The sequence below is a fragment of the Micromonospora sp. NPDC049004 genome (assembly GCF_040649315.1).
Taxonomy (GTDB): domain Bacteria; phylum Actinomycetota; class Actinomycetes; order Mycobacteriales; family Micromonosporaceae; genus Micromonospora.
The window spans coordinates 498,748-522,945 of record NZ_JBEZFG010000002.1; the positions used below are offsets into that span (position 1 = coordinate 498,748).

Consider the following 24,198-nt stretch of genomic DNA (forward strand, 5'->3'; position numbering starts at 1 on the left):
CACATGGTGTCACCTGACAACCACAGATCGCCATGCTCGCGCACGCCGTCACTCGGGTCGGGCGGCTCCCCGCAGCGCGTACGCCAGAAGGCCCGCCACTGCCAGGACGGCCGCGACCGTCGCCGCCGGCCGGCTGGTGTGGGGTTGCCCCGGCCAGGTGGCCAGCGCCCCCCACGTGCCCGGCTGGGGGAACAGGGCCGCGACGACAGCCCAGCCCATGGGGACGAACCAGGCGCGGGCCGCGCCCACGACCGCCGCGCAGAGGGCGGTCAGGCCCAGCAGGCCGGCGGAGTCGCGGACCACCAGCGCGGCGGGGCCGAACCGGGCGCCGGTGAGCTGGGTGGCGAGCAGCACGCCGAGTACGAGCGCCAGCGCGGCCAGCAGATGCACGGCTCGGCGCCACGGCCAGTGCAGTGCGGCGGTGCGTTCCAGGTCTTCGTCGGGGGCGGCCAGCGTGGTCGACAGGACCGCCACCATCAGCATGACCGTCAGCACGACGAGCAGGAGGATGGCGTCGCGTTCCTTGGCGAGGGTCAGCCACAGCGCCCAGATCAGGGCGGCGGCGCCGACGGAGGCGGCCAGCGCCAGGGGTACGCGTCGCGCGCGCAGGTGCAGTGTCATCGCGACAGCAGTCCGGTGGGGTCCTGGCAGGCCAGGATCGCGTCGCGTACCGCAGTCACGCGGGACATCGCCTCCGGTGCGGGTAGCTTCTGCAGGCCCTGCCACAGGGCGACCGCCTCGGCGTTGAGCTGCGGTTCTTCCTCGATCATCTCGGGGATGACGCCGACGTCGGAGACCGGCTCGCGGCCGAGCAGGTGGTAGGCGGCCGCCCGTTCGACAGCGCCGTTGCGCTCGCATTCCGGGTTGCCGTACCCGGTGCCCAGGCCGAAGACCATCTCGGGGACCACGGCGTCGGGGTGGGCCAGGCCGCCGTGATCGTCGATCCGGATGACGATCGTGACGATGTCGGTGTCGCGGGCGGGCGCGTCCTCGATGAGGTAGGCCCGCCGGTCCTCGTACACCTGCGTGGGGGCATCCGGCATTTGCGCGAGGACGGCCAGGCCCTGGCGGGCGAGTGGGGTCAGCGCGTCCAGCACGTTCGCGTTGACGCGGGTGACGCAGACCTTCGGCGCGTCGTCGGTGCAGACGAGTTCGCGGGCGACGGGGTCGACCGGCGCGACGAGCGCTGCCTCGTCGCGGGGGACGATCGCCGCCGCGACGCCGAAGCCGAGCAGCACCGGCAACGCGGCGGCGATCGAGGCCCGCCGGCCACCGGCGACCAGCAGGAGTACGCCGGTCAGCGCGAGCCCGCCCATGAAGAGGGCGAGCACGGCGGTGACCCGTGGGTCGATGGTCTGGAACGGGTAGAACGGGCTGCTGCCGTAGGCGGGCGACAGGATCGCGCCCAGCCAGTCCGGTCGCATGATCGCGGTGAAGAAGACCAGCAGCACGCCGGCCACGGCGAGCACGGGAGCGGTCACCAGAGTGGGCAGCAGCCGCCCGATGCCCAGGCCGAGCCAGGCCGCCGCGACGAGGGAGAGCGCGCCGACAAGCGTGATGGCGACGACGTCCGGCGGGAAGTAGGCGGCGGTCGAGGCGATCCGCAGGCCGCCTGCGGCGATCACGAGCAGGAAGGCGAGCCCGGCCGACGCCCCCATCGCGACGAGGACCGGCAGCATCCGGCGGGCACGGGACCGGGGTGTGGTGGCGAACAGTTCGCCGACCTTGGCCCGGTGCTCGCGGCGGCCCTGCCACGCTCCGGCGGCCAGGGCGATCGGCCACAGCAGGATCATGTACTCCTTCACCGTCAGCGCGAGGGACATCCAGCCCTGCGACCAGCGTCCCGGGGCGGTGTAGAGGGCGGCGACGCCGACCGTCAACGTGATCAGGGCGGCGCCGGCCGCGGCGGAGCGCCGCAGTTCGATCCCCAGGACGCTCATCGGGCGGCCTCCGCGAGGTGGCGGCGGAGCAGAGCGGAGTAGCCGCGTTCGGCGGGGCTGTCGCCCGGGTGGTGTTCGTCGCCCTGCTCGGCCAGCGCGGCGGGGGTGCCCTGCCACACCAGCCGGCCCTCGTTGATCAGCACAACCTCGGTGCAGGCGGCTACCACGTCCTCGACGAGGTGGGTGGAGACCAGTACGCAGGCGTCAGTACCCAGGTCGCGCAGCAACTCGCGCAGGTCGAGGCGCTGCTCGGGGTCGAGGCCGACGGTCGGCTCGTCCAGCAGCAGCACCTGCGGGTCGTTGACGATGGCCTGGGCGACGCCGGCCCGGCGCAGCATCCCGCCGGAGAGTGTCCGCAGACGGGCGTCGGCCTTGGCGCTGAGCCCTACGCGGTCGATCGCCCGCTGTGTGGCCGCCGGGATGTCGGGCTTCGGCATCTCCTTCAACCAGGCCAGGTACGACACGAACTCGCGCACGGTGAACCGCGGGTAGTAGCCGAAGTGCTGCGGCAGGTAGCCCAGCGCGCGCCGGGCCTGGCGCAGGTCGGCGCGGCCGTCGACGGAACTGCCGAGCAGGGTGAGCCGACCTCCGGCCGGCTTGAGCACCGTGGCGAGGGCACGCATCAACGTCGTCTTGCCCGCGCCGTTGCGCCCCAGCAGGCCGTGCACGCCGGTGCCCAGGCTCAGGTCGAGCCCGTCGACGGCCAGGTGGCGGCCGGCTCGTACCTTCAGCGCCTCGGCGTGGATGGCCCAGGGGTGGATGGTGGCGGCCGTCTCGACCGTACTCACCGCTCGCATGGTGGTTCCCTTCAGAACGAGGTGAGGCGCCGGAAGCTGTTGGCGCGCAGGAGGGTCAGGGCGGCCAGCACGACAGTGACGACGGCCCACCCACCGGTGGCCGCCGGTTGCAGGAGCACCGGCAGTTCGGCGGTGGCGAGGCTGGGCGCGACCACGGCGGCGGCCCAGGCCACCATCAGGCCGATCGCGGCGCGGTGGACGCCGACGAGGGAGCCGAGCAGCAGCGTGGCGGCGGTGAAGGCCAGGCACGGCAGCAGCATCAGCGCGAGGTTCGCACGGCTGGCGCCGAGGACGGCGAACGCGGCGAGGACCGGGATGACGAGGACGAGCACCACTGCGGTACGGCGCAGCAGCATCGTCAGACCGGCCGAGGGGGTGCCGACGATCAGCTCCCAGGCCGGGTCGCCGCGTCTGCTCCAGGCAGCCGCGACCCCGGGCAGCGGCGCCAGGGGCGCGAGCAGCAACACGATCGACGGCAACTCGGCCAGGAAGTACGTGAGCAGGGCCGCGCTGCCGAGCACGCCGGCGGTCATGGCGACCCACGGCAGCAGCGCCGCCACGAACCAGCGCTGGCGCACCGGCGTACGGAAAAATGCCCTTGATCGTGGGGCGGGGCCGGCGGCGATCCCACGGTCGACGGCTGCCGCGACCTCGGCGACCAGGGCGCGCGACTCGGCGGTGGTGCTGCCGGCCAGGCGCGCGCGGCAGTCGGCGCAGCTCTCCAGGTGCACCTCGATCGACCAGACGGTCGCCTCGTCGAGGCCGGGATCGCCGTCGGCGTAGCGGTCGATGTCGTTCAGGGTGGGATGCGTGGTCATGACAGGGCCTCCCGCAGGACGATCCGGGCGCGGCGGATCCGGGACTTGACGGTGTTCTCGGGTACGCCCAGCAGCACCGACGTCTCGCGGACGGTGAAGCCGTCGAGGACTGTGGCGCGGAGCACCGCGCGGACCTCGGGCGGCAGTACGGCGAGGGCCTGTTCGAGTTCCTGCCCGACGCGGCCGGCGAGCACCTCGTCCTCGGCGGCGGGCACGACCGTCTCGGCCGGGTGCACCTGCGGCGTCCGGGCCTGCCGGGAGCGACGCCGGAACGCGTCGACCAGGCGGTGCGCGGCGATGGTCCACAGCCAGCCGACGGCGCTGCCGCTGGCCTGGTCGCCGGCGAAGCTGCCGGCCGCCCGCCAGATGGTCAGGTAGGTCTCCTGGAGGACGTCGGCGACCACGTCCGGGTCGGCGCACCGACGCCGCAGCCGCACCTCCAGCCACGGTGCGGTACGCCGGTAGAGCTCGTCGAAGGCCCGCCGGTCACCGCGGGCCACGCGGCGTACGAGTTCCTGCTCGTCGGCCGCGTCCAGGCTTCGTCTCACAACAGGTAAGACGACGACCTCCTCGCGATCGGGTCACGCACCGGTGTGACCGCCGTCACCAACCTCGGCGGCGGTCTGGGCACGTGAGCGTGCCCGGCCTCCCTTACTGTCCAGCCACGTTCGTGGCGCGCTCGGAGTTGACGTAGTTATCCTCTTCGGGTGCTGGTCCGTGTGGAGATCGTTGGCACGAGTCCGGCACTGCGAAGGGACTTTCGACATGCCCCGTGTGGTACCGGCAGTCATCCGCGCGCTTGACGTCCTCGAACTGTTCCTGGACTGCCCCCAGCTGTCGGCCCGTCAGGTGATGGAGCGACTCGACCTGCCCCGCACCACAGTCCACGAGTTGCTCGTCACCCTCGAGGCCCGCTCGTATCTGATCTCCGTACCGGGCCAGCCGGTGCAGTACCGGCTCGGCATGCCGCTGTTCCAGCTGGGCGCGGCGTTCGCGGGCCGGCTTGATCTGGTACGCGAGGCGCAGGGGGTCGCGCGGGACGTGGCCGCCAAGTGTGACGAGGCGGTTCATGTGGCGGTGCTCGACGGCGCCGATGTCATCTACCTCGTCAAGTTCGACAGCACGCACCCCGTGCGGATGGTGTCCGGTGTCGGGCTGCGCCTGCCGGCCCACTGCACGGCGGTCGGCAAGGTGCTGCTGTCGGCCCTCGATCAGGCGGACCTGGACGGCGTCCTGTTGAAGGATCCTCTGCCGGGGATGACGCCGGCCAGTATCACCGACCCGGAGCTGCTGCGTGAGCACCTGGAACGTGTCCGGGCGGACGGCGTCGCGGTAGACGTCGGCGAGTCGGACAGCGCGATGCGCTGCGTCGCGGCGGCGATCCGGGACCACTCCGGTGCCACCATCGCCGCGATGAGCCTGTCCGCGCCGATCATTCGCTGGACGCCTGAGGTGCAGGTGGAGTGGACCGGGCTGGTTCGGGACGGCGCTGCTGCGCTGTCGGCTCGCATGGGCTACCGGGCCCAGTCTCGATAGCCGACCTCCCGCTTTCGGCTCGAAACAACATCGAAACATTGACATAACTCACCAAGCTGCTCTAGCGTCGCGTCCACTCGATCCGGTATATCGAACCTAGTTCGAAATCTCGAACGGCGGTGGTCCCTTCTCGACGGGCGACCGCAGGTGGTCGCCGCCACAGAAACCCAACTGGAACACACAACCATCACGGCGTTCGCCAGGCGAGCCTTCGGCGTGCCGCCGTGCGCGGGGAAACGAAGGAGGCGAAGTTCCATGGAGGAAAAGTCGGCGTGGTCTCGGCGCGGCTTTCTGGGGGTGGGGGTGGGAGTGCTCGGCGCGACCGGCCTGGCCGCGTGTGGGGGCAGCTCCGAATCACCCAGCAAGGTGCAACCGGACGTTCCACAGGAGCTGATCGACGCCGCGTCGTCGATGAAGGGCTCCTCGATGGGGATGCTGTCCCAGAAGCTGTACTCGACGGCTGCGAACGAGGCCCTCGACAGCTCGATCAAGAAGTTCGCCGACACCACCGGCACGAAGATCGAGAACAGTCTGGTCCAGGCCGACGCCGGTGACGTGGTGGCCAAGATCGACGCCGAGGTCAAGGGTGGGGTGGCGCGCGACCTGGCGTTCATGACCGACTCACGGTTCGTCGCGCAGTTCCAGTCGCTGGGCGACCTGGAGGACGTGACGGACGTCGTCCAGGCGCTGACCGCCAAGTACGGCGAACCCTGCGCCGAGGCCAAGAACTTCTGCGTCTTCGACGGCAGGTGGTTCGCGATCCCGTACCACTTCATCGGGATCGGATCGTTCCTGCGAAAGGACTGGATGCAGGACAAGGGCATCACCCCGAAGGACATCTACAGCTGGGAGGAGCTGCGGGACCTGTGCCTGGAGATCTCCGATCCGGGCAAGCGGCGGTTCGGCTGGGGCATGACGGTCAACCGGTCCGGTGACGGCAACGGCATGATCGAGGCGCTGATCAACGCGTACGGCGGGTCGATCGCCTCCAACGACGCCCGGAAGGTCACGTTCGACTCCCCCGAGACGGTGCAGGCGGTGACCTTCCTCGGCGACATCTACACCAATCCCAAGTACAAGCCGATGCTGCCGCCGGGGATCGCGAGCTGGACCGACACCAGCAACAACGAGAACTGGCTCGCCGGGATCCTCGGCTACACCCGCAACCAGTTCAGCGTCTACGCGGACTCCCGGACCAAGAAGAACCCGGTGCACGCCAACACCCACGTGTTCTCCGACTGCATCGGGCCGGCGACCAACAATCCCCTGCTGCTCGGCCAGTCGCAGGGCTTCGTCGTCTTCAAGGGCGCCAAGAACCCTCAGCTCGCCAAGCTCCTCGCGCAGTACCTGGTCAGCGCGCCCGCGCTGCTCGGCGTGGCGAAGGAGGCGCCCGGCCTGGTGATGCCCGCCTGGGAGAAGGTCTGGGACGCCGACCCGTTCTTCACCAGCGGTGACCCGGCGTTCCCGATGCTCCGCAGGATCACCGAACTGAAACTGCCGCTGAACACCAAGAACGGCCTGACCTTCCCGCAGAAGGCCAGCGCCGGCCAGCAGGCCGTCGGCTCGGCGTACGTCCTCACCGACATGATGCAGCAGGTCGTGCAGGGCACCGCGCCGGCGCAGGCCGTGAAGGCGGCCCACGCGAAGATGGTGCAGATCTTCAACCAGCAGGGGCTGCCGCAGTGAGGTCGGTCCGTCCCGCGCGGGTTCCGGCGGCGAGGGTCTCCCCGCCGCCGGGACCCGGCTCCCTCACGGCGGTCCAGCGGCGGCTGGGGCGTGACTGGCGACTGGCCGCGCTGTTCCTCGCCCCGATGGCCGTACTGGTCGGCGGGCTCGTCCTCGTGCCGATCGCTCGGTCGATCATCACCAGCACCACGGAACGACACGGGCAGGACACCGTTTTCGTCGGCCTGGACAACTACCTGCACCTCGTCGACGACGGCCAGTTCCACACGGGCGTGGTGAACTCGTTCGTCTTCACCGCGTACGCCGAGATCTTCAAGGTCGTGCTCGGGCTGGCCGCGGCCCTGCTGCTGCACCACCGGCGCCGCGGGCGGGCGGTGCTGGCGGGGTTGCTCCTGGTGCCGTGGGTGGTGCCGACCGTGGTGACGGCGTTCAGTTGGCGCGCGCTGCTCGACCCGATCTTCGGCAGCGTCAACAACCTGCTCACCGCCACCGGGATCGGACCGCTGCTGGTCGACCTGCACCTGGTCGACAGCTGGCCGGCGGGCTGGCTGTCCGACCCGGAGCTGGCCATGCCGTCGGTGATCCTCGTGAACGTCTGGAAGGGGGTGCCGTTCTTCACCGTGTGCTTCCTGGCCGGGTTGAAGGCCATCCCGGCGGACCTGTACGAGGCGGCGACAATCGACGGTGCCTCGTCGATGCAGCGGTTCGTCAACGTGACGCTGCCCGGACTGCGTCACGTGATCACCGTGACGGTGACCCTGTCGTCGATCTGGACGTTCAACAACTTCGACCTGGTCTGGCTGCTGACCCAGGGCGGCCCGGGTGACGTGACAGCGCCGTACGTGCTCGTCGCGTACTCGAAGGCGATTCTGCAGTTGCAGTACGGCGCCGGTGCGGCGGTCACGCTCATCATGCTGCCGGTCATCGGCGGGCTGGTGTTCCTCCTGGTCCGGCTGCTGCGTCAGGACTCGGGAGCGAACCTGCCCCGGGCACGACGCGCGGCGCTGCGGGTCGGTACGCGGGCGCGCAAGGCCCTGCCGTGGATGATCACCGCGGTGGTCACCGGCCTGCTGCTCTGGGCTTCGCCGCAGATCTTCTGGAAGGCGGCGGTGATCCTCGGGGTGATCCTGCTGATCGCGGCGGCGGTCGGCCGCGTGGTCTCGACCCTCCAGTCGCGCGGCGGTCGCCGGGCATCCTCGACGGTGTCGGGCCTGGGCTCCTGGGTCGCGCTGGCCGGGCTGCTCTTCTTCGTGCTGGGTCCGCTGTACTGGATCGGGGTCACGGCCTTCAAGTCCGAGGGCCAGGTCGTGATGCGGACGGACGACCTGTGGCCGACACCCTGGACCACCGAGCAGTTCACCGCGCTCTTCGCCAACCAGCCGTTCGGCCGCTGGTACCTCAACACCCTCCTGGTGTCCGCGGCGTCCACGGCGGTGGCGCTGGTCTGCGCGGCCCTCGCGGGATACGCGCTGGCCCGGCTGCGGTTCCGGGGCGCGCAGGGCTTCACCGTCACGGTCCTGCTCACCTACGTGATGCCGGGCGCACTGCTGTTCATCCCGCTCTACCAGATGCTCATCGGCGCGCGGCTCACCGACTCGTTGTGGTCGCTGGTGGTCACGTACCCGACGTTCACGCTGCCGTTCGCCACCTGGCTGCTGGTCGGGTACTTCTCGTCGATCCCCGTCGAGCTGGAGGAGGCCGCGCTCGTCGACGGGTGCAGCCGCATCCAGGCGTTCGGCCGGGTGGTGCTGCCCCTGGCCAAGCCGGGGCTGCTGGCGGTCGCGCTCTTCACCCTGACCAACGCCTGGAACGAGTTCCTGTTCGCTTTCGTGTTCATCACGAAGGACGAGTACAAGACGCTGCCGGTGGGGATGCAGTCGATGATCGCCGGAGATGTCGTGCCCCAGGGACAACTCGCCGCGGCGTCGCTGCTCGTCAGCATCCCCGTGGTCGTCATGTACGCCCTCGGGCAGCGCTTCCTCACCGAAGGGCTCACCGCCGGCGCGGTGAAGGGCTGACGCACGTGGACGCCGAACCCGTCGCGTGGCGTGGTCCGGACGGGCCGCTGGTGCCGATCGGGCACCAGCGGCCCGGCACGGCAGATTCCGCTACGGCACGCCGCCCGCCAGCCGACTGTCTTTCGCCTGCCGTCAGTCAGTCGACCCGCGCCGGCGGTAGGTGAAGAGAGCGGCGTGGTCCAGGACCGCCACCACGAGCACCACGGCGGTGGCAACCGCGCTGATCATTAGCAGCGGCAGCCGCAGGGCGGCCGCCGCGCCGGCCAGCACGAGCAGCGCGCCGACCCGAGGCCAGGACAACCGCCGGTGGATGGCCAGCGAGAACAGGATCCGGCCGACGAGGAACAGTGTGGGGCCGCCCAGGATGGCCGCGACAGCCGCCAGGTCACCGACCTCGGAGGGGTGGGCGATGCTCAGCTCGGCTCCGACGGCCGTCACCACAATGCCGGCGATCATCACGAGGTGCAGGTAACCGGTGACGACACCGAGCCGGGACGGATCGGCGTGCTCGATGGCCGAGCCCAGGTGCCGGCCCGCGGGGGTCACGTAGAGCAGCCCGATCAGCACGGCCGTGACGAAGACCAGCAGGAAGGCGACGGTCTCGGCGAGATCCAGGCGGGTGCCGGCGTACGAGAGCCCGGCGGCCAGGACGAGTTCGCCGAGCGCGATGATCATGATCTGCTGGTAGCGCTCGGCGAAGTGCGCTCCAGCGAGGCGCAACTCCTGCTGACGGGCGCGACCCAACCTCGGCGTGGGCCAGCCGAGCCGTGGGCCGGTCACGTCGATCGCGAGGGCGAGCACCCAGAGCGGCACCCGCCACTGCGGCAGGAACGCGCCCGCCAGCCACGGTACTGCGGTGGCCGCGTACCAGCAGAGGATCCGCAGCGCCCGGCGCTGCCGGGGATGACCGCGCAGCATCGAGGCGGTGACCACACCCCGGACGAGGTGGACCGCGACGTACGCGCCGGCGAAGAGCACCCCCCGCTCCCCGAGCGCCTGCGGGGTCGCCACCCCGGCCAGCAGGCTGCCCAGCGTGGCGGCGACCAGCACCACGCGGATCGCCGGGGACTCCGGGTCGTACCAGTCGGCGCTCCAGGTGGTGGTCACCCAGATCCACCAGACGCCGGCCAGCAGCAGGGCGGTGCGCAGGGCGCCGGCCAGCGTGAGGTCGTTCAGCAGGTGCACTGCCGACTGGCTGAGGGCGAGCACGAACGCCAGGTCGAAGAAGAGCTCCAGGAACGAGGCGCTCAACGGCGCGTCGCTTCCCCGCAACAGCCGCTCGGGCCTGCTCGCCATCGGCGCTCCTCCCGGTGGCAGGCGCTGGATCCGTCGTACCACCCGAGGCCCGGCACCGGAGGCGAAAACGCGTCAGCGGCGGACACCGACCCCCGCGTAGCCGTGTGCGTCCCCGGCCTCCGGCTCGGCGTCCGGCCGCCACCGGGTGGTCTCGACCAGGCCGGGCTCCACCAGGTCGTACCCGTCGAAGAAGCGCAACGTCTCGGCGTGGGGGCGGGGCACCAGCGGGGCGCTGCTGGCGCGGTAGACGGCCTGCCCACGCTCGGCCACCTCCGGCGGGACGCCGTCCAGCGTCAGGTGCGACAGCACCAGGTGGCTGCCGGGCACTGTGGCGTCGCGCAGCCGGGCGACCGCGGCCCACGGGTCGTCGTCGTCCGGCACGAAGTGCAGCACCGCGAGCAGCAGCACGGCCACCGGGCGGTCCAGGTCGAGCGTGGCCCGCACCTGCGGGTGGGCCAGCAGGTCGTCCGGCCGCCGCAGGTCACCCTGCACGACGGCCGTGCCGGGCACGTCCGTCAACAACCGCCGGGCGTACGCGACGGCCACCTCGTCGTAGTCGACGTAGACCACCCGGGCGTCCGGCGCCACGGCCCGCACCACCTCGTGCACGGTCCCCTGGGTGGGCAGACCCGCCCCGATGTCCAGGAACTGGTGGACGCCCTGCCCGGCGGCGTACCGGACGGCCCGGCGCAGGAAGTGCCGGTTGGTCTGCGCGGCGAGCCCGGTGCCCGGGAAGATCTCCAACACCCGCTCGGCTGCGGCGCGGTCGGCGGCGAAGTTGTTGCTGCCACCCAGGAAGTAGTCGTACATCCGGGCGACGTTGGGTCGGGCGGTGACGTCGGTGGTGTCGGGTGCCGGCTGGTCGGTCACGAGGGGGTCCCTTCGCCGCGGTCGGATCTCGATGTCTAGCAGCCGGGGCGACGACCCGCTGACCCCTCGTGTCGTTGATCCGGCTGCACCCCTGGTCAGTGCCGACCACGGTGGGGGCACCGAATCACCGAGGGGGACGCGATGACCGGTCAGCGGGAAACCGTGCGGGTCGACCACGACCTGTTCCGCGCCGTGTACGACTCGCCCGCGTCGCTGCCCGGCCGGCACCGGTGGACCACACCGGAGTCGGACGTCCGGCGTCTGGAGAAGCTGCTGGGAATGCCGGCACGCACCATCGGCGCCCCGCTGTGGGTCAGCGGCGACGAACCGGACTGCCCGAAGTGCGGCCGGCGGATCACCTGGTACGACATCGTCTCGTCGGCCCTCACCGGCCTGCACGACAAGAACATGATCGCCACGGTCATCCTCGGCGAACACCGGTACGTCAACACCGAGGTGCCGGAGGCCATCGCCGGGGTGCGCTGCGCCGACTGCCACACCGCGATCGACGGCCTGCGCAGCTTCAAGTGCCACAACTGGGCGTACGCCTTCGAGGCGCTGGAGGCCGTGCGCGAGCGCATGGCGGGCGGACCCGCGCCGACCTGAGCGCCAACCGGCAGACCCGCGCCTACAACGGACCCGTGGCGCCCACTATGAAGAATGGAGACATGGACACCGTCGCTGAGCTGACCCTCATCCGACACGGGCAGAGCCTGGCTAACGTCGCCTTCGCCGATGCACACGCACGAGGGCTGACCGATCATGGTCTGACCGGGCGAGATGCCGACATCGAGCTGTCGTCGCTGGGATGGGGGCAGGCCACCCGACTCGGTCACTGGCTCGCCGCTCTACCCAGTCACCGCCGGCCCCAAGTCGTCGTCTGTTCCCCCTATGTCCGCGCTCGGCAGACCTGGTCACGAGCGGCGGAAACCGCGGCGCAGTCGGGTGCCGACTATCCCCTCGCCGTCGTCGATCACCGTCTCTGCGATCGGCTCATGGGCGACCTGGAGCTACTGACCCCCGCCATGATCGCTCAACGGTTCCCCGCGGAGGCAGCCCGGCTCGCGGCCGAAGGCGAGTTCTCCTACCAGCCTCCTGGTGGTGAGTCGTTCGCCGACATCGCTCGACGCCTGGCGGCCGTGCTGGCGGACCTGAACACCCAGCACGCGGGCCGGCGCGTCCTGCTCGTGGCCCACGACGCCGTGGTCGTGGTGATGCGCCACCTCATCGAAGGTCTCGGGTTCGACGAGATCGCTGCCATCGTCGCGACGACTCCGGTCGCGAACACGTCGATCACCCGGTACGACGGCACCGCCGGCGGTCTCACGCTGGTGGAATTCGCCGCGACCCCGCACCTTGAGCCAGGAAGGGACGAGCATGCCTTCGTCGGGAAATGATGAGTCGGTGTTGGGGAGCCTCACCCCGTCGTCGTTGACACCGGAGCAGCTCCACGATCACCAGGTCACCCGGGACCTGATCGCCCAGGCCCTCGCGGCCCAGTCCGCTCGCCGCTACGAGCTGGAGCAGGCCGGCGGTGACCAGGGCTCCCTGGAGCAGGTCATCGCGTCTCAGAGCCGTCTCGCGGGGGCCCTACGGGATCTCGATCCCGCCGACATCGACAAGATCGCCCGGCTCCGTGAGGAGTGCGTCGCCGTGCTGCGTCAGGCACGCCGTTGACCGAGTTCCCTGACGGCGTGCTCTCCGAGGACGCCAACGAGCGGATCTTCCGCGAGCAGATCGTCCCGATGTTCCTCACCGGCGCCCCATCCCAGCAGCGGCCGGTGGTGGTCCTCGTGGGAGGACAGACCGGCGCGGGCAAGACGGCGGTCACCGCGATGGTGAAGCGAGCGCTGGGCGCGGGCAGTGCCTTCATCAACATCAACATGGACTTCTACAACCCGATGCACCCCAGCTTCCACCGCTGGCAGGCCGAGGACGAAGCCACGGCCAGCGCGAAGGTGCGACCGGACGGGGAACGCTGGTGGGGCAAGGCCCAGCAGTACGCCATCGACAACCGCTGCCACGTCGTCCTCGAGTCGGCCATGCGCTATGAGAGCGAGTTCGAGGACATCGCCCGCCGGTTCCACGACGCCGGCTACCGCGTCGAGGTCGCCATCGTCGCGGTCCCCGAGGCCCTCAGCCGCCTGGGGATCCTGCACCGGTACTGGAGCGAGGTCGAGGCAGTCGGCCGCGGCCGACTGATCGACACCGCCGTTCACGACGAGTGCTACCGCGGCGTCATCCGCGGTGCACACGCCGTCGACACCCAAGACTTGGCGCACGTCGCCTTCGCGTTTCGACGCAATGGCGAGGTCGTCTACGCCAACACCAGCACCGCCGCCGCTTGGCAACGCTCTCCTGCGCTCACGGCCGCCATCAGCGCCGAACGCCAGCGCCCCTGGACGCCCACCGAGCGGGCCTGGTACCTCGACAACTCTCACCGGCTACGTAGCGCCATCGATCCCCGCTGGCATCCAGTCCTCGATGCGATCGACACGGCAGCGGCACCGCTGCTGACAACGCCCGCCGGCGCCCGCGCCCGGCGGGCTGCCCTGGCTATGTACGGCAGTACCCGGCAGGCGATTCGAGGCAGGACCGATGCTCCGGGGGTTACCAGGCCGGGTCCTGCCATTGACCGCTCAGCCCCTAGCCAACGCGACCTGGGCCGGTGACGACCCGTCGGCCATCGAGCCTGCCGTGTGGAAACAAGGGCGCCCGGCCTTTAGACAACTCGGCGTAACCAGCTCCTGATCCTCAAGTTGAGGCCGGTCCGTAGTCGGCGAGGGCGACCTGAGCCGGCCTCGGCCGGTCAGTCGGCCGAGCGGCGGGTGGGGCGGCGGCCCGGCGGCGACGTCGGCTCGGGCCCGGGGTCGGGCACCGGCGGCATCGGCCGGGTGACCGGCCCGTCGCCGGTGGGTGCCGAGGGACTCTCACCAGCCAAGCAGAGGCGCCTGTGCGATCGCTGGACGAAAGTCGTGTGGCCGTCTCGACCTTCGACTGCGGCGCCGCCCGCTGCCGCGTTCCTAGGGTGTCTCCCAGATGAACGAGGTATGAACGTCTAGTGAGGTGATTCATGGCCGCCAACGGCAGCACGGACGTTCCAGAGATCAGCGCCGAGTGGTACCGCGACATCGTCGACGCGGCAGCCGGCACCCCGACCCCGGTGCAGTGGTTCGTCGGGCACGCCACCGAGGGGGTGATCCTGCTGCTCGGCGCGCTGCTGGTGGCGGCCGCGGTGCGCCGCCTGGTCGGCGGCCCGCACGACCGGGCACTCGCCCTGGTCGCGCCGCTGCCGACCCTCCTGGCGTACGCGGGCAGCGAATGGCTCAAGACAGTGGTGGACGAGGACCGGCCGTGCCGGACGGTGGGCCGGGCGATCATCGCCGGCACCTGCCCACCACCCGGCGACTGGTCGTTCCCCAGCAACCACGCCACAATTGCCGGCGCGCTGGCGATCACCACACTGCTGCTCTCCCGACGGCTCGGGCTGGTCGCGCTGCCGCTGGCCGTACTGGCCGCCTTCTCCCGGGTCTTCGTGGGCGTGCACTACCCGCACGACGTGGCCGCCGGCCTGCTGCTCGGCGCCCTGGTCGCCATGGTGGCGACCCCGCTTCTGGCCCGCCCGACCGCCGAGGCGCTGCGCCGTCGCGCCGATGCCCGCCGCCCGATACCGGACCTCGCCAGCCGACCCCGCCCCTGACCCCGCCACCCAACGGCACGTGCCCTCCGCGCGGGGCGCCGCCCGCGCGGAGCGCCACGCGCCTCGCCCACAAGATCGTGCTCGATCCTGGTTCTAGTGGCCTCGGTCGCGCGGGAGGCCACTACATCCTGGATCGAGCACGATCTTGCGAGCCGCTGGCGGCGGGGCCGCGTGTCAGGAGGTCAGGAGGAGGGCGGCCACCGTGCCGAGCAGCAGGAACGGGCCGAACGGCAGGTGCGTGCCCCACCGGGCCCGTCGGGCGACCAGCAGTCCCACACTCACCAGCGCGGACAGCCCGAACGCGAGCAGCAGCCCGAGGAGCAGGACGGGCAGGCCGTACCAGCCGAGCAGCGCTCCCACGCTGAGCGCCAGTTTGGCGTCGCCCAGGCCGAAGCCCCGGCGGCCGAGCAGCAGTGTGCTGACGGCGAAGAACAGCGCCAGCCCCGCGCCGGAGGCGACGGCCCGTAGCCAGGGGCCCGCGTCGGTGTCGGCGAGCGCGGCCGCGCCGAGCAGCAGCCAGGTTCCGGCCGCCGCCGGCAGGGTGAGCCGGTCGGGCAGCCGGTGCACGGCCAGGTCGACGAGGACCGCCGGCACGGTCCACGCGAGCCACCACGCCAGCGCCGGCAGACCCCCGCCCGACGGGCCGACCAGCGCCAGCAGCGCCACGGCGGCGAGCGCGGCCAGCTCGACAGTGGCGGGCGGCGGGCCGACCCGGGCCCGGCACCTGCCGCACCTGCCGAAGGGGCCGAGCGCCGGCCACGGCCGGGTCAGGCCGACCGCCGCGCCGCACGCGTCGCAGCCGGTCCGGCTGGGGGTGCCCGAGGGTACGGCGTAGCGCACGATGGCCAACCGCAGCAGCGGACTGACCGCCACGATCGCCAGCCCGGTCGCGAGCCGAGGGTGGCCAGTTCCCGAGACCGGCCCAGTTGCCTGATCGGTCGGGTTCCGCCGGCCGGGTGCCGCCGCTGGGGGGCCGGTCAGCGCCACGTGGACCACGCCGAACGCCGGCCACCCCTCGTAAAGGTGAACACGGATCGTGACTGAACGCTCGCTCGGGTGTAGCGGATGGCGCGGAAACCGACGCTTGCCAGTCGTCGCACGACCACCCTCCCGCCGGAGGGCAGGCTCGGCGGCGTGCCGGTCGGGGCAGCCCGTCCGCCGCTCCGGGGTGCCGTCCAGATGCCGGGATGGATGCACGATGTCCCACTCTCAGGACTGACCCGGGGGATGCGGCGGACCAACCCCGGCCGGCGAGGCCGGACCATCGGCGGCCCCTCGACCGGCAATCGTCCGCAGTGCAGCACGGACACCCGCCACCACCACCCATCATCACTCAGAGTGTTCACTTGAATTGCCTCTGTTGCATCGGCGAGCGTCAGCCTATGCTCGCCCCTTGGGTGTGACGCAAGCCTCACCTCAATGACCGGACGACACGGGACCTTGCATTTGTAGAAGATCCGTAACGGTGAATGCAGAAGCGCAATGAACAGCTCCGGAAGGCACTGATCCGGGCGCGCTTCCGCATGCCCGGCGGCGGTGCTTCGTCGCACGTCGGGCGATCACGAGGAGGGTTCAGCGGTGCGCGGACGGCAGCTCAGGCGAGCGGCAATCTGCCTGCTGGCGGTCGTGGCGGCGGTGCCGGTCACCGCCTGCGGCAGCGGGCAGGAGGCGGTCGACCCGCCGGCGACGGCGCGGGGCGACGGGGTGCGGGCCGATTCGGGCGTCGAACGGGAAGCTGCCGAAAAGGCGGCGCTCGAGGCGTACTCCGGTTATCTCGCGGCATCGCGGACGGCGAGTCGGCGCAGCGATCCACACGCGCCGGAACTGTCCCGGTTTCTCGCTGATCCGCTGCTGACCCGGGTGCAATTGTCCATTCGCGACGCAAAGGAGCACGGCGCGATGCGTACCGGGACGTTGGCGTCCGATCCCAGCGTGACCGCCGTCAGCCTGGACTCAGATCCGGCAACCGTGGAGATCCAGGACTGCCTGGACGCGACCGGCTACCGGCTGATCTACACCAAGGACCAGCGCGTGGTCCCGGGCAGCGGTGGCGGCAGACATCTGGCCACCGCCACCGCCACCCGCTACCCCGACGGTCGCTGGCTGATCAGCTCCGGCTCGGCGCACCCGGACCAGCCGTGCTGACCCGGGTGCGGGGAGCCCGCGCCGGCGAGGTCGGCGCGGCCCGGCGGATGATCGCGGGGGCCGGTCTGGCGCTGCTGCTGGTGGCCGGCGCGTCCCTGCCGGCCGTCGCGGCCCACCGCGCCGACCCGGGGGCCGAATGTCCACCCGGCCAACCGGACTGCAACGTCTGGGACGACGAGCCCGGCACGCCGGGCGGCCCCGGAGGCGGAGGCGACAACGGCGGCGGGGGCGACTCCGGCGGCGGTGGGGGCGGCGGTGTCTGCCAGTGGGGCGGGCGGACGATCCCCTGCTACGACGACCTGCTGGGCTGGTTCAACAACGGTGACGGGTGCTACTACAAGCTCGCCTCGCCGCAGAAGCCGGCACCCGAGGGTCAGCAGTGGTACGTGCAGACCTGCAACGGCGGCGATCTCGGCGCACAGGACACGGTGCTGCGCGACGGGCCACCGCCCGGCTTCGGCGCTCCGCCGGACCCGGAGGAACTGGCCCGGCGGGCTCTCGCGTCGATCAAGCTGCTGCCGGCACGACTCAAGGTGGCACCCCGCAAGGACATCGGCCCCGGCCTGGTCGGCCTGCCGGTCTGGATGTGGGCCACCCCGAGCGCCAGCTACTTCGGGCCGCTGCGCGCCTCCGCGTCCGACCGCGGGCTGACGGTCTCCATCGAGGCCAAGGTCGACCGGATCGTCTGGAGCATGGGCAACGGCGACACGGTCACCTGCACCAAGGCCGGCACTCCGTACGACCCGAAGGGCAAGCGGGCCGGCCGCACCTCCCCGGACTGCGGCTACGACCACGGCTATCCGAAGGCCGGCACCTACCGGGTGGGCGCTACCACGTACTGGACGGTGCGCTGGTGGACCGACGACGGCGACGAGGGTGACCCGATCCCGCAGACCCGGACCAGCGGCACCGTGCCGGTCCAGATCAAGGAACTCCAGGTGGTGACCAGGTGAGTGAGCCGGTTCTGCGAGCCACACAGTCGGGAATGGAGATCGAACGGTGAGTCTGGCAACGCGTAACTCGACCGGGCCGGTGGACGCGCCGGTCAGCCCGCCCAAGGTGGTCCGGCAGCGCCGCGTCCGCCCAGGGCTGCTGGGTCTCGCCGTACTCCTGATCGCCCTCGGTGGGCTGGGTGCGGCGTTCGCGGTCACCTCGGTCCGGGCCACCGGCAGCTACCTCGCGGTGGCCCGTCCGGTGGAGGTCGGTCGGGAGGTCAGCGCCGCCGATCTGATCACCGTGCAGGTCGCCGGCGGCCAGGGGTTGCACCCGGTGCCTGCGGCACGGCTGAACGAGGTGGTCGGCAAGCGTGCCGCCGTGGCGCTGGTGCCCGGCACCCTGCTCACCCTCGGGCAGGTCACCGACGACCCGCTGCTCGGCCCGGGTCAGCAGCAGATCGCGCTCGGCCTGAAGACCGCCCAGGTGCCGGCCCGCGCACTGCACCCCGGCGACAAGGTGCTGCTGGTCAGCACCCCGGACGAGAACGCCACCGGGGCGGCGGCCGGCGCGGGCACCCGGTTCGCGGCCACAGTCATCGACATGGTCAGCCCGACGGACGACGAGAAGGTGCTGTACCTGGCGCTGCTCATCCGGGACGTACCCGCAGTGGTGGCGTTGGCCGCCCAGGAGCGGATCGCGGTCGTGCTGACCGAGGCGGCCTGAACATGGCGATCATCGCGTTGGTGTCCGCGAAGGGTTCGCCCGGCGTGACCACCTCGGCGTTGGCCTGTGCCCTGACCTGGCACCGCCGGCTGGTCCTGGCCGAGTGCGACCCGGCCGGCGGGTCGGTCCTCGCCGGCTACCTGGGTGGTCAGCTGGACGGGCCGCGCGGCATCGGCGAGCTGGCCGTCGGGGAGCTGCGCGACGGCAACCTGGAGACCGCGTTCTGGTCCCAGCTGGTCGACCTGGACGCGCCGCGCCGGGAACGGCTGCTGCTGCCCGGGTTGGTCGATCCGGCGCAGGCCGGCAGCGTCACCCCGCTCTGGCAGCGCTTCGCCGACTACTTCAACGCCCTGGACCGGGGTACCCCCGGCTACGACGTGCTCGTCGACTGCGGCCGGCTGCACGTCACCGGCCCACCGTGGCCACTGCTGCGGGCCGCTTCGGTGGTGCTGCTGGTGACCCGGGCCCACCTGCCCGACCTGTCTGGCACCCGGGCGGTGGTCACCGCGATCGAGCGGGACTTCGCCGAACACCGGGTGCCGCCGGGCACCCTGCGGCTGCTGCTGGTCGGCGACGGGCACGGGCGCGCGGAGATCAGCCGCGGACTGAAACTGCCGGTGATCGCCCGGCTGCCGCACGACCCGCGTACCGCAGGGGTGCTGGCCCTCGGTGGGACCGTGCGGTCCGGACGGCCGCTGCTGCGCGCGGCCGCCGCGCTGGAGGTGCCGGTCGGCGCGCTGCTGGAACGCCGGCGGGCGCGGCTGGCCTGGCCGGTGCAGCAGGGGGTGCCGGATGCGGTTTGAGCCCGTCTCCACCGACCCGCGTCAGCAGCCGCCGGCCGCGACGTCCACCGCGCCGCCGCTGGCCCCACCGAACGGCCGGCACCACCAGTCGGCTGCGGCGCCGCAGCCGATGCCCACGGCCACGCCGCCGCCGGAGGTGGCACCCCGACCCCGGATGGACTTCCAGGTGGTCCGGGAGCTGCGCCGGGAACTCACCGAACGGCTCACCCTGTGGCAGCGCGGCCGGGAGTTCACTGTCGACGAGGAGGACACCGAGCGGGCCCGGCTGGCCGTCACCGTGGTCGCCGAGTACGCGGACGCGGTCCGTCGCGCCGGAACGCCGATGGCCGCCGGCGAGGAGCGCCTGCTGCTCGACCAGGTGACCGCCGAGCTGGTGGGGCTGGGCCGGCTGCAGACCCTGCTGGTCGACGACACCATCGAGGAGGTGCACATCCTCGGCTGCGACGTCGTGCGCATCACCCGGCACGGCGGTGGGGTGGACTGGGCCGAGCCGATCGCCGACAGCGACGCCGAACTGGTGGAGATCCTTCAGGCGGCGGCGCGGCGGGCCGGCGCGACCGAACGGTCACTGTCCACCGTGAAGCCGACCCTGGACCTGCAACTGCCCGACGGCAGCCGACTGGCCGCGGTGTTCCTGGTCAGCCACCGGCCGTACGCGGTGATCCGCAAGCACAACACCCTGGACGTGAGCCTGGACGACGTGGCCGGCGCCCGGGGTGACCTGGACGAGATGATCGACCCGCTGCTGCGCGACTTCCTGCGTGCGGCGATGCGCGCCGGGTTGAACATCATGGTCGCCGGGCTGGCCGGCGCCGGGAAGACCACGATCATCCGGGCGCTGATGAACGAGATCCCGCCCGACGAGCCGTACGTGCTGCTGGAGGAGAGCCGGGAGTTGTTGCCGGCCCGTCGCCGGGAGCGGCACCGGGCGGTGATGAGCTTCGAGGCGCGGGAGGGGCACGGCGAGCGCGGCTTCGACGGCCGGCCGGCGGGTGAGGTGACGATCGCCGACCTCATCCCGCTGTCGCTGCGGATGGGCGTGCTGCGGATCATCGTGGGCGAGGTCCGGTCCCGGGAGATCGTGCCGATGCTCCAGGCCATGACCACCAGCCGGGGCTCGATGTGCACCATTCACGCCCGTACCGCGGCCGGGGTGGGTGAACGGATCGTCGAGCTGGCGCTGGCGCACGGCCGGGAGATGACAGTCGACCAGGCCCGCCGGATGGCCGGCAACGCCCTCGATCTGATCGTCTACGTCACCGTCGAGGACGAGAGCGCGATCGGCGGCCGTAAGCACCGGTTCGTCTCGCACGTGGAGGAGGTGATCGGGGCCGGTGAGGCCGGACGGATCACCACCACCACCGTCTTCGGTCCCGGGCCGGACGGCCGCGCCGTCCCCCGGCACCTCCCGGAGCGGGTCCGCGACCAGTTGCTGCGGGTGGGGTACGACTCCCGGCTGCTGACCCGCTGGATCGAGGCCGGTACGGGTGCCTGGCGGCGTCCCCGACAGACCCGACTGGCCCGGCGGTGACCTGATGGGGAACAGCCTGGAGTTGATCGCGGTGGTCTCCGGGGCCGCCTGTGTGGCCGGACTGCTGCTGGCTGTCGTCGCGCTGGTGGGCAGCCGTCGGCCCGCCGGGCCCGCCCCGGGAGCAGGGCCCGGGCTGAGCCGCCTCTGGCGTGGCTCCGGCGCCACACCTGCCGAGCGGCGGGCCTACCAGGCGCTGCTGCTCACCGCTGTGGTCGCCGGGGCGTTGGCGTTCCTGCTGACCGGGCTGCCGGTGGTGGGCCTGCTGGTGGCGGTGGCGGTGCCCGGCACGCCGTGGCTGTTCGCCGTGGGCAAGGCCGAGCAGCGGGCGATCGCCCGGATCGAGGCCGTCGGCGAGTGGACCCGCCGGCTCAAGGACGTCTCCGGTACGGGCCAGGGCCTCCAACAGGCGATCATCAGCACGATCGGCAGCGTGCCACCCGGCATCGAGGACGAGGTACGGCTGCTCGCCGCCCGGTTGCAGGCCGGCTGGCTGGCCCGTTCCGCGCTGCTGGCGTTCGCCGACGAGATCGGCGACCCGGTGTGCGACCAGGTCGTGGCGGCGCTGATCCTGCACCTCACCGACCGGGGTGAGCGGCTGGGCGACGTGCTGGGCTCGATCGCCGGCGCGGCGGCCGCGGAGGTGGCGACCCGCCGGGAGATCGAGGCCAAGCGCACCCAGCCCCGGTTCGCGGTCCGCTTCCTGACCGGGATGACGCTCGCGACGCTGGCGTACGGGCTGGTCAACACCGAATACATCACGCCGTACGGCACACCGACGGGTCAGGTGGTGATGGCCGCTCTCGGTGCCGCCTTCATCGGCCTGCTGGCCTGGGTGCGGTCGATGAGCCAGCCGCAGCGGCCGGCCCGGTTCCTGCCGGCGCCCGACCCGCAGGAGGTGATCGCGTGAGCGCGAGTGCCACCGTCCCCGGAAGGAGCCTGCGGTGATCGTCAACTGGCTCCTCGGCGTCGCCGTGTCTGGTGGAGCGGCGATCGGGTTGGGCCTGTTCCTGGTGATCCGGGAGCTGGTGCCGGCGACCCCCGCGCTCGGGCCGGCGCTGCGCCGCCTGCACCAGCCGCCGGGCACCGGGCGGGTGGCCGCTCCCGCCTCCCGTCGGCTGGACTGGCTGACCGGGCTGTCCCGCTGGTTGCGACCACCGCACCGGCAGCTCGCCCTGATCGGCCAGACCCCCGAGCAGTACGCGCTGTCGGTGCTGCTGTCCGCGCTCATCGGACTGGCCACGCCGACGCTGCTCGGGGTGGCGCTGTTCGTGCTCGGCGTCTCGCTGCCGCTTGTCGTACCGGTGCTGGGTGGCCTCGGCATGGCGCTGATCGCCGCTCTGCTGGCGCACCGCTCGGTGCTGGCCAAGGCGGACGCCGCCCGCGACGAGTTCCGCCAGGCCGTCTGCACGTACCTGGATCTGGTGGCGCTGCAGCTCTCCGCCGCGCACGGGCCGGTGCAGTCGCTGGAGCGGGCCGCCGCGGTCTGTGACGGCTGGGTGTTCGACAGGCTGCAGGAGTCGCTGCGGATCGCCCAGATGCAGATGCACGCGCCCTGGGACGAGCTGCGTGACCTCGCCGACAAGATCGGCATCCCGGAGCTGGGCGACGTCGGCGCGATCATGCGCTCCTCCGGCAGCGAGGGTGCGCAGGTGCACGAGACGCTGCGCAGCCGGGCCGACTCGCTACGCGACCAGATCCGCACCGACAACCTGGCCCGCGCCGAGGGCGTGACCAGCCGACTCGACATCCCGGGCGCACTTCTCGTCTTCGTGCTGCTCGGCTTCGTCGTCTATCCGTTCATCGCCCGTGTCTGATCCGACCCCCGAGAAGGAGTACGCCATGTCCATCCTCACCTACCTGCACGTCGTGGTGACGACGCGCTTCGCCGAGCTGCGGCGCGACGGCGAGCGGGGCGACAGCCCGGTACCGACCGCCGTGATCATCTTCGGTCTGGTCTTCGTGGCGACAATCGTCACCGGCCTGGCCCTCGGCAAGGCCAACGACTGGATGAAGGCCATCCCGAGCCACACGAACCCGAAGTAGCCGGCAGATGCGCCGAGCCGCGTTCGCAAGGTGGCGCCGGGCGGTTCACGCCGCCCGGTGTCGCCTCGTGGCCGGCGACCGGGAGCAGGGCGCCAACCCGGTGGAGCTGGCCGTGGTGATGCCGCTGATCCTGGTGCTGCTGTTCGCCTCGCTCCAGGTCTCGGCCGTCTTCCTGGCCCGTTCGACGGCGTTGAACGCCGCCCAGAGCGGGGTCAACGCCCAGCGGCTCTACAACGCGTCCGACGGTGCCGGGACGGCAAGCGCCAACCGGTTCCTGTCCAGCACCGGCGGCTGGCTGCTGGGCTGGAACAAGGCCGGCGGCCCGAGCTGTGTGACCACCGATGTCGAGGTGACCTGCACGGTGACCGGCCGGTCCCTGTCCGTGGTGCCCGGCGTGGACTTCGAGGTGGAGCAGACCGCGCACGGGACGGTGGAGCGGGTGACCCCGCCGTGAACCGGCCCGCCGAGCGGGGCTCGGTCTCCATCGAGGTGGCGGTGCTCGCGCCCGCGTTCATCGCGCTGATGGTGCTGGCCGGAGTGGCCGGACGCAGTGCGGTGGCGGCGGAGGCCGTCGATGCCGCAGCGCACGACGCGGCCCGTGCCGCCTCGATCTCCCGCAACGCGACCGACGGCGAGAAGGAAGCGCGCAACGCGGCCCAGCAGCAGTTGGACTGGCATGGGCTCAATTGCGCCGACACACCGACCCTGAATTTCGAGGGTTCGGTCGGCGGCAAGATCACCAGCTTCAAGGACGCGTACGGCAGCGCGCTCGGCGAGAACGCGACGGTCACCGTCACGGTCGAGTGCCGGGTGTCCTTCCAGGATCTACGGCTGAACGCCGTGCCGGGCATGCCCAGCGAGAACCGCATCGAGGCCAGCTTCACCTCACCACTGGACCGCTACCGGAGTCGGGGATGAACGACCGGACGATCTCCGGCGACCACGGCCGGGTCAGCATCTTCCTGGCGGTGGCGATGGTCGGCGTACTGGCCATCGTGGGGCTCTCGTTCGACGGCGCCGGCCAGCTGCGCACGCTGCAACGCGCCGACAACCTGGCCGCCGAGGCGGCCCGCGCGGGCGGGCAGGCCATCGACCGGGCCACCGCGATCGAGGGCGGGCCGACGCGGATCGACCAGCCGCAGGCCCGCGTCGCGGTCGCCAACTACCTCTCCGCCGCCGGCACCACCGGCCACACCGTGAGCTTCCCGCAGATCGCCGGGGAGACAGTCGTCCGGGTACGCGTCACGATCACCTACCGACGCTCGATGCTCGGGCTGTTCGGCTTCGCCGACCGGGTCACCGTCACCGGTGAGGCGACCGCGCGGGCCATCACCGCAGGACCGTAGGAAGGAAGGC

At 71.7% G+C, this 24,198-nt stretch carries 27 protein-coding genes; 19 read left to right on the forward strand and 8 right to left on the reverse strand.

Annotated elements, in window-relative coordinates:
* Positions 1-48: 48 nt before the first annotated feature.
* From AB0B97_RS07085 to AB0B97_RS07105, 5 genes are read right to left on the reverse strand one after another with little or no spacing between them, the layout of a single operon-like run.
* Positions 49-621, reverse strand: a complete 573-nt coding sequence (locus AB0B97_RS07085; RefSeq protein ID WP_357491344.1) for a hypothetical protein — start codon at positions 619-621, stop codon at positions 49-51.
* Positions 618-1,940 (reverse strand): hypothetical protein, encoded by a 1,323-nt coding sequence (locus AB0B97_RS07090; RefSeq protein WP_357491346.1) that lies wholly within the window; start codon positions 1,938-1,940, stop codon positions 618-620. The genes AB0B97_RS07085 and AB0B97_RS07090 overlap by 4 nt, the downstream gene beginning before the upstream one ends.
* Positions 1,937-2,737: an ATP-binding cassette domain-containing protein gene (locus tag AB0B97_RS07095; RefSeq protein WP_234588531.1), complete on the reverse strand. Its 801-nt coding sequence runs from the start codon at positions 2,735-2,737 to the stop codon at positions 1,937-1,939. The genes AB0B97_RS07090 and AB0B97_RS07095 overlap by 4 nt, the downstream gene beginning before the upstream one ends.
* Before the next feature lie 11 nt (positions 2,738-2,748).
* Positions 2,749-3,555, reverse strand: coding sequence for a zf-HC2 domain-containing protein (locus tag AB0B97_RS07100; RefSeq protein WP_357491347.1), 807 nt, complete (start codon positions 3,553-3,555; stop codon positions 2,749-2,751).
* The gene (locus tag AB0B97_RS07105; protein ID WP_357491349.1) at positions 3,552-4,103 is read right to left on the reverse strand and encodes a sigma-70 family RNA polymerase sigma factor; all 552 of its coding nucleotides are present in this window, start codon (positions 4,101-4,103) and stop codon (positions 3,552-3,554) included. Before AB0B97_RS07105 ends, AB0B97_RS07100 begins: the two co-directional genes overlap by 4 nt.
* Before the next feature lie 217 nt (positions 4,104-4,320).
* Between AB0B97_RS07105 and AB0B97_RS07110 the strand changes: the two genes are divergently transcribed.
* The 3 genes from AB0B97_RS07110 to AB0B97_RS07120 all read left to right on the forward strand — a co-directional run bounded on the left by AB0B97_RS07110 (position 4,321) and on the right by AB0B97_RS07120 (position 8,795).
* Complete coding sequence (locus AB0B97_RS07110) at positions 4,321-5,091, forward strand: IclR family transcriptional regulator (protein WP_357491350.1); 771 nt, start codon at positions 4,321-4,323, stop codon at positions 5,089-5,091.
* A 255-nt stretch (positions 5,092-5,346) separates the two neighbouring features.
* A complete protein-coding gene (locus tag AB0B97_RS07115) occupies positions 5,347-6,777 on the forward strand; it encodes an extracellular solute-binding protein (RefSeq protein ID WP_357491352.1) in 1,431 nt (476 codons plus the stop codon).
* Complete coding sequence (locus tag AB0B97_RS07120) at positions 6,774-8,795, forward strand: ABC transporter permease subunit (RefSeq protein WP_357491353.1); 2,022 nt, start codon at positions 6,774-6,776, stop codon at positions 8,793-8,795. The genes AB0B97_RS07115 and AB0B97_RS07120 overlap by 4 nt, the downstream gene beginning before the upstream one ends.
* Before the next feature lie 132 nt (positions 8,796-8,927).
* Here AB0B97_RS07120 and AB0B97_RS07125 read toward each other — a convergent pair whose 3' ends face one another.
* Complete coding sequence (locus AB0B97_RS07125; RefSeq protein ID WP_357491355.1) at positions 8,928-10,091, reverse strand: low temperature requirement protein A; 1,164 nt, start codon at positions 10,089-10,091, stop codon at positions 8,928-8,930.
* A gap of 72 nt (positions 10,092-10,163) precedes the next feature.
* On the reverse strand, positions 10,164-10,961 hold the full coding sequence (locus tag AB0B97_RS07130) for an SAM-dependent methyltransferase (RefSeq protein ID WP_357491357.1): 798 nt from the start codon (positions 10,959-10,961) through the stop codon (positions 10,164-10,166).
* A gap of 141 nt (positions 10,962-11,102) precedes the next feature.
* On the opposite strand from AB0B97_RS07130, the gene AB0B97_RS07135 reads away from it, so the two are divergent.
* The 5 genes from AB0B97_RS07135 to AB0B97_RS07155 all read left to right on the forward strand — a co-directional run bounded on the left by AB0B97_RS07135 (position 11,103) and on the right by AB0B97_RS07155 (position 14,661).
* Positions 11,103-11,567, forward strand: a complete 465-nt coding sequence (locus AB0B97_RS07135; RefSeq protein WP_234588520.1) for a hypothetical protein — start codon at positions 11,103-11,105, stop codon at positions 11,565-11,567.
* A 62-nt stretch (positions 11,568-11,629) separates the two neighbouring features.
* Positions 11,630-12,358: a histidine phosphatase family protein gene (locus tag AB0B97_RS07140; protein WP_357491358.1), complete on the forward strand. Its 729-nt coding sequence runs from the start codon at positions 11,630-11,632 to the stop codon at positions 12,356-12,358.
* A 7-nt stretch (positions 12,359-12,365) separates the two neighbouring features.
* Complete coding sequence (locus tag AB0B97_RS07145) at positions 12,366-12,638, forward strand: hypothetical protein (RefSeq protein WP_357491360.1); 273 nt, start codon at positions 12,366-12,368, stop codon at positions 12,636-12,638.
* A gap of 17 nt (positions 12,639-12,655) precedes the next feature.
* Positions 12,656-13,633 carry a zeta toxin family protein gene (locus AB0B97_RS07150; protein ID WP_357491362.1) on the forward strand — a complete coding sequence of 326 codons (978 nt, stop codon included), beginning with the start codon at positions 12,656-12,658 and terminating at the stop codon, positions 13,631-13,633.
* Positions 13,634-14,034: 401 nt separating this feature from the next.
* Positions 14,035-14,661 (forward strand): phosphatase PAP2 family protein, encoded by a 627-nt coding sequence (locus AB0B97_RS07155; RefSeq protein ID WP_357491363.1) that lies wholly within the window; start codon positions 14,035-14,037, stop codon positions 14,659-14,661.
* Between the two features lie 174 nt (positions 14,662-14,835).
* Here the strand turns inward: AB0B97_RS07155 and AB0B97_RS07160 are convergent, their stop codons facing one another.
* Complete coding sequence (locus AB0B97_RS07160; protein WP_357492067.1) at positions 14,836-15,543, reverse strand: A24 family peptidase; 708 nt, start codon at positions 15,541-15,543, stop codon at positions 14,836-14,838.
* Positions 15,544-16,239: 696 nt separating this feature from the next.
* On the opposite strand from AB0B97_RS07160, the gene AB0B97_RS07165 reads away from it, so the two are divergent.
* Genes AB0B97_RS07165 through AB0B97_RS07215 form a run of 11 tightly spaced genes read left to right on the forward strand, consistent with a single transcriptional unit; the run spans position 16,240 to position 24,188 of the window.
* Entirely contained in the window at positions 16,240-16,806 is a 567-nt protein-coding gene (locus AB0B97_RS07165; protein WP_357491365.1) for a hypothetical protein, read from the forward strand.
* Between the two features lie 47 nt (positions 16,807-16,853).
* Positions 16,854-17,759 carry a hypothetical protein gene (locus AB0B97_RS07170; protein WP_357492069.1) on the forward strand — a complete coding sequence of 302 codons (906 nt, stop codon included), beginning with the start codon at positions 16,854-16,856 and terminating at the stop codon, positions 17,757-17,759.
* A gap of 46 nt (positions 17,760-17,805) precedes the next feature.
* Positions 17,806-18,465, forward strand: coding sequence for an SAF domain-containing protein (locus AB0B97_RS07175; protein WP_357491367.1), 660 nt, complete (start codon positions 17,806-17,808; stop codon positions 18,463-18,465).
* A gap of 2 nt (positions 18,466-18,467) precedes the next feature.
* A complete protein-coding gene (locus AB0B97_RS07180; protein WP_234583205.1) occupies positions 18,468-19,268 on the forward strand; it encodes a ParA family protein in 801 nt (266 codons plus the stop codon).
* Complete coding sequence (locus AB0B97_RS07185) at positions 19,258-20,799, forward strand: ATPase, T2SS/T4P/T4SS family (RefSeq protein WP_357491369.1); 1,542 nt, start codon at positions 19,258-19,260, stop codon at positions 20,797-20,799. The genes AB0B97_RS07180 and AB0B97_RS07185 overlap by 11 nt, the downstream gene beginning before the upstream one ends.
* A gap of 4 nt (positions 20,800-20,803) precedes the next feature.
* Entirely contained in the window at positions 20,804-21,706 is a 903-nt protein-coding gene (locus tag AB0B97_RS07190) for a type II secretion system F family protein (protein ID WP_234583203.1), read from the forward strand.
* A 37-nt stretch (positions 21,707-21,743) separates the two neighbouring features.
* Positions 21,744-22,613, forward strand: a complete 870-nt coding sequence (locus AB0B97_RS07195) for a type II secretion system F family protein (protein ID WP_234583210.1) — start codon at positions 21,744-21,746, stop codon at positions 22,611-22,613.
* 25 nt (positions 22,614-22,638) lie between these two features.
* Complete coding sequence (locus AB0B97_RS07200) at positions 22,639-22,842, forward strand: hypothetical protein (protein WP_234583202.1); 204 nt, start codon at positions 22,639-22,641, stop codon at positions 22,840-22,842.
* A gap of 7 nt (positions 22,843-22,849) precedes the next feature.
* Positions 22,850-23,296, forward strand: a complete 447-nt coding sequence (locus tag AB0B97_RS07205; RefSeq protein ID WP_357491371.1) for a TadE family protein — start codon at positions 22,850-22,852, stop codon at positions 23,294-23,296.
* Positions 23,293-23,760, forward strand: a complete 468-nt coding sequence (locus AB0B97_RS07210) for a TadE/TadG family type IV pilus assembly protein (RefSeq protein ID WP_357491373.1) — start codon at positions 23,293-23,295, stop codon at positions 23,758-23,760. Before AB0B97_RS07205 ends, AB0B97_RS07210 begins: the two co-directional genes overlap by 4 nt.
* Positions 23,757-24,188: a pilus assembly protein TadG-related protein gene (locus tag AB0B97_RS07215; RefSeq protein WP_357491374.1), complete on the forward strand. Its 432-nt coding sequence runs from the start codon at positions 23,757-23,759 to the stop codon at positions 24,186-24,188. The genes AB0B97_RS07210 and AB0B97_RS07215 overlap by 4 nt, the downstream gene beginning before the upstream one ends.
* Positions 24,189-24,198 lie beyond the last annotated feature (10 nt).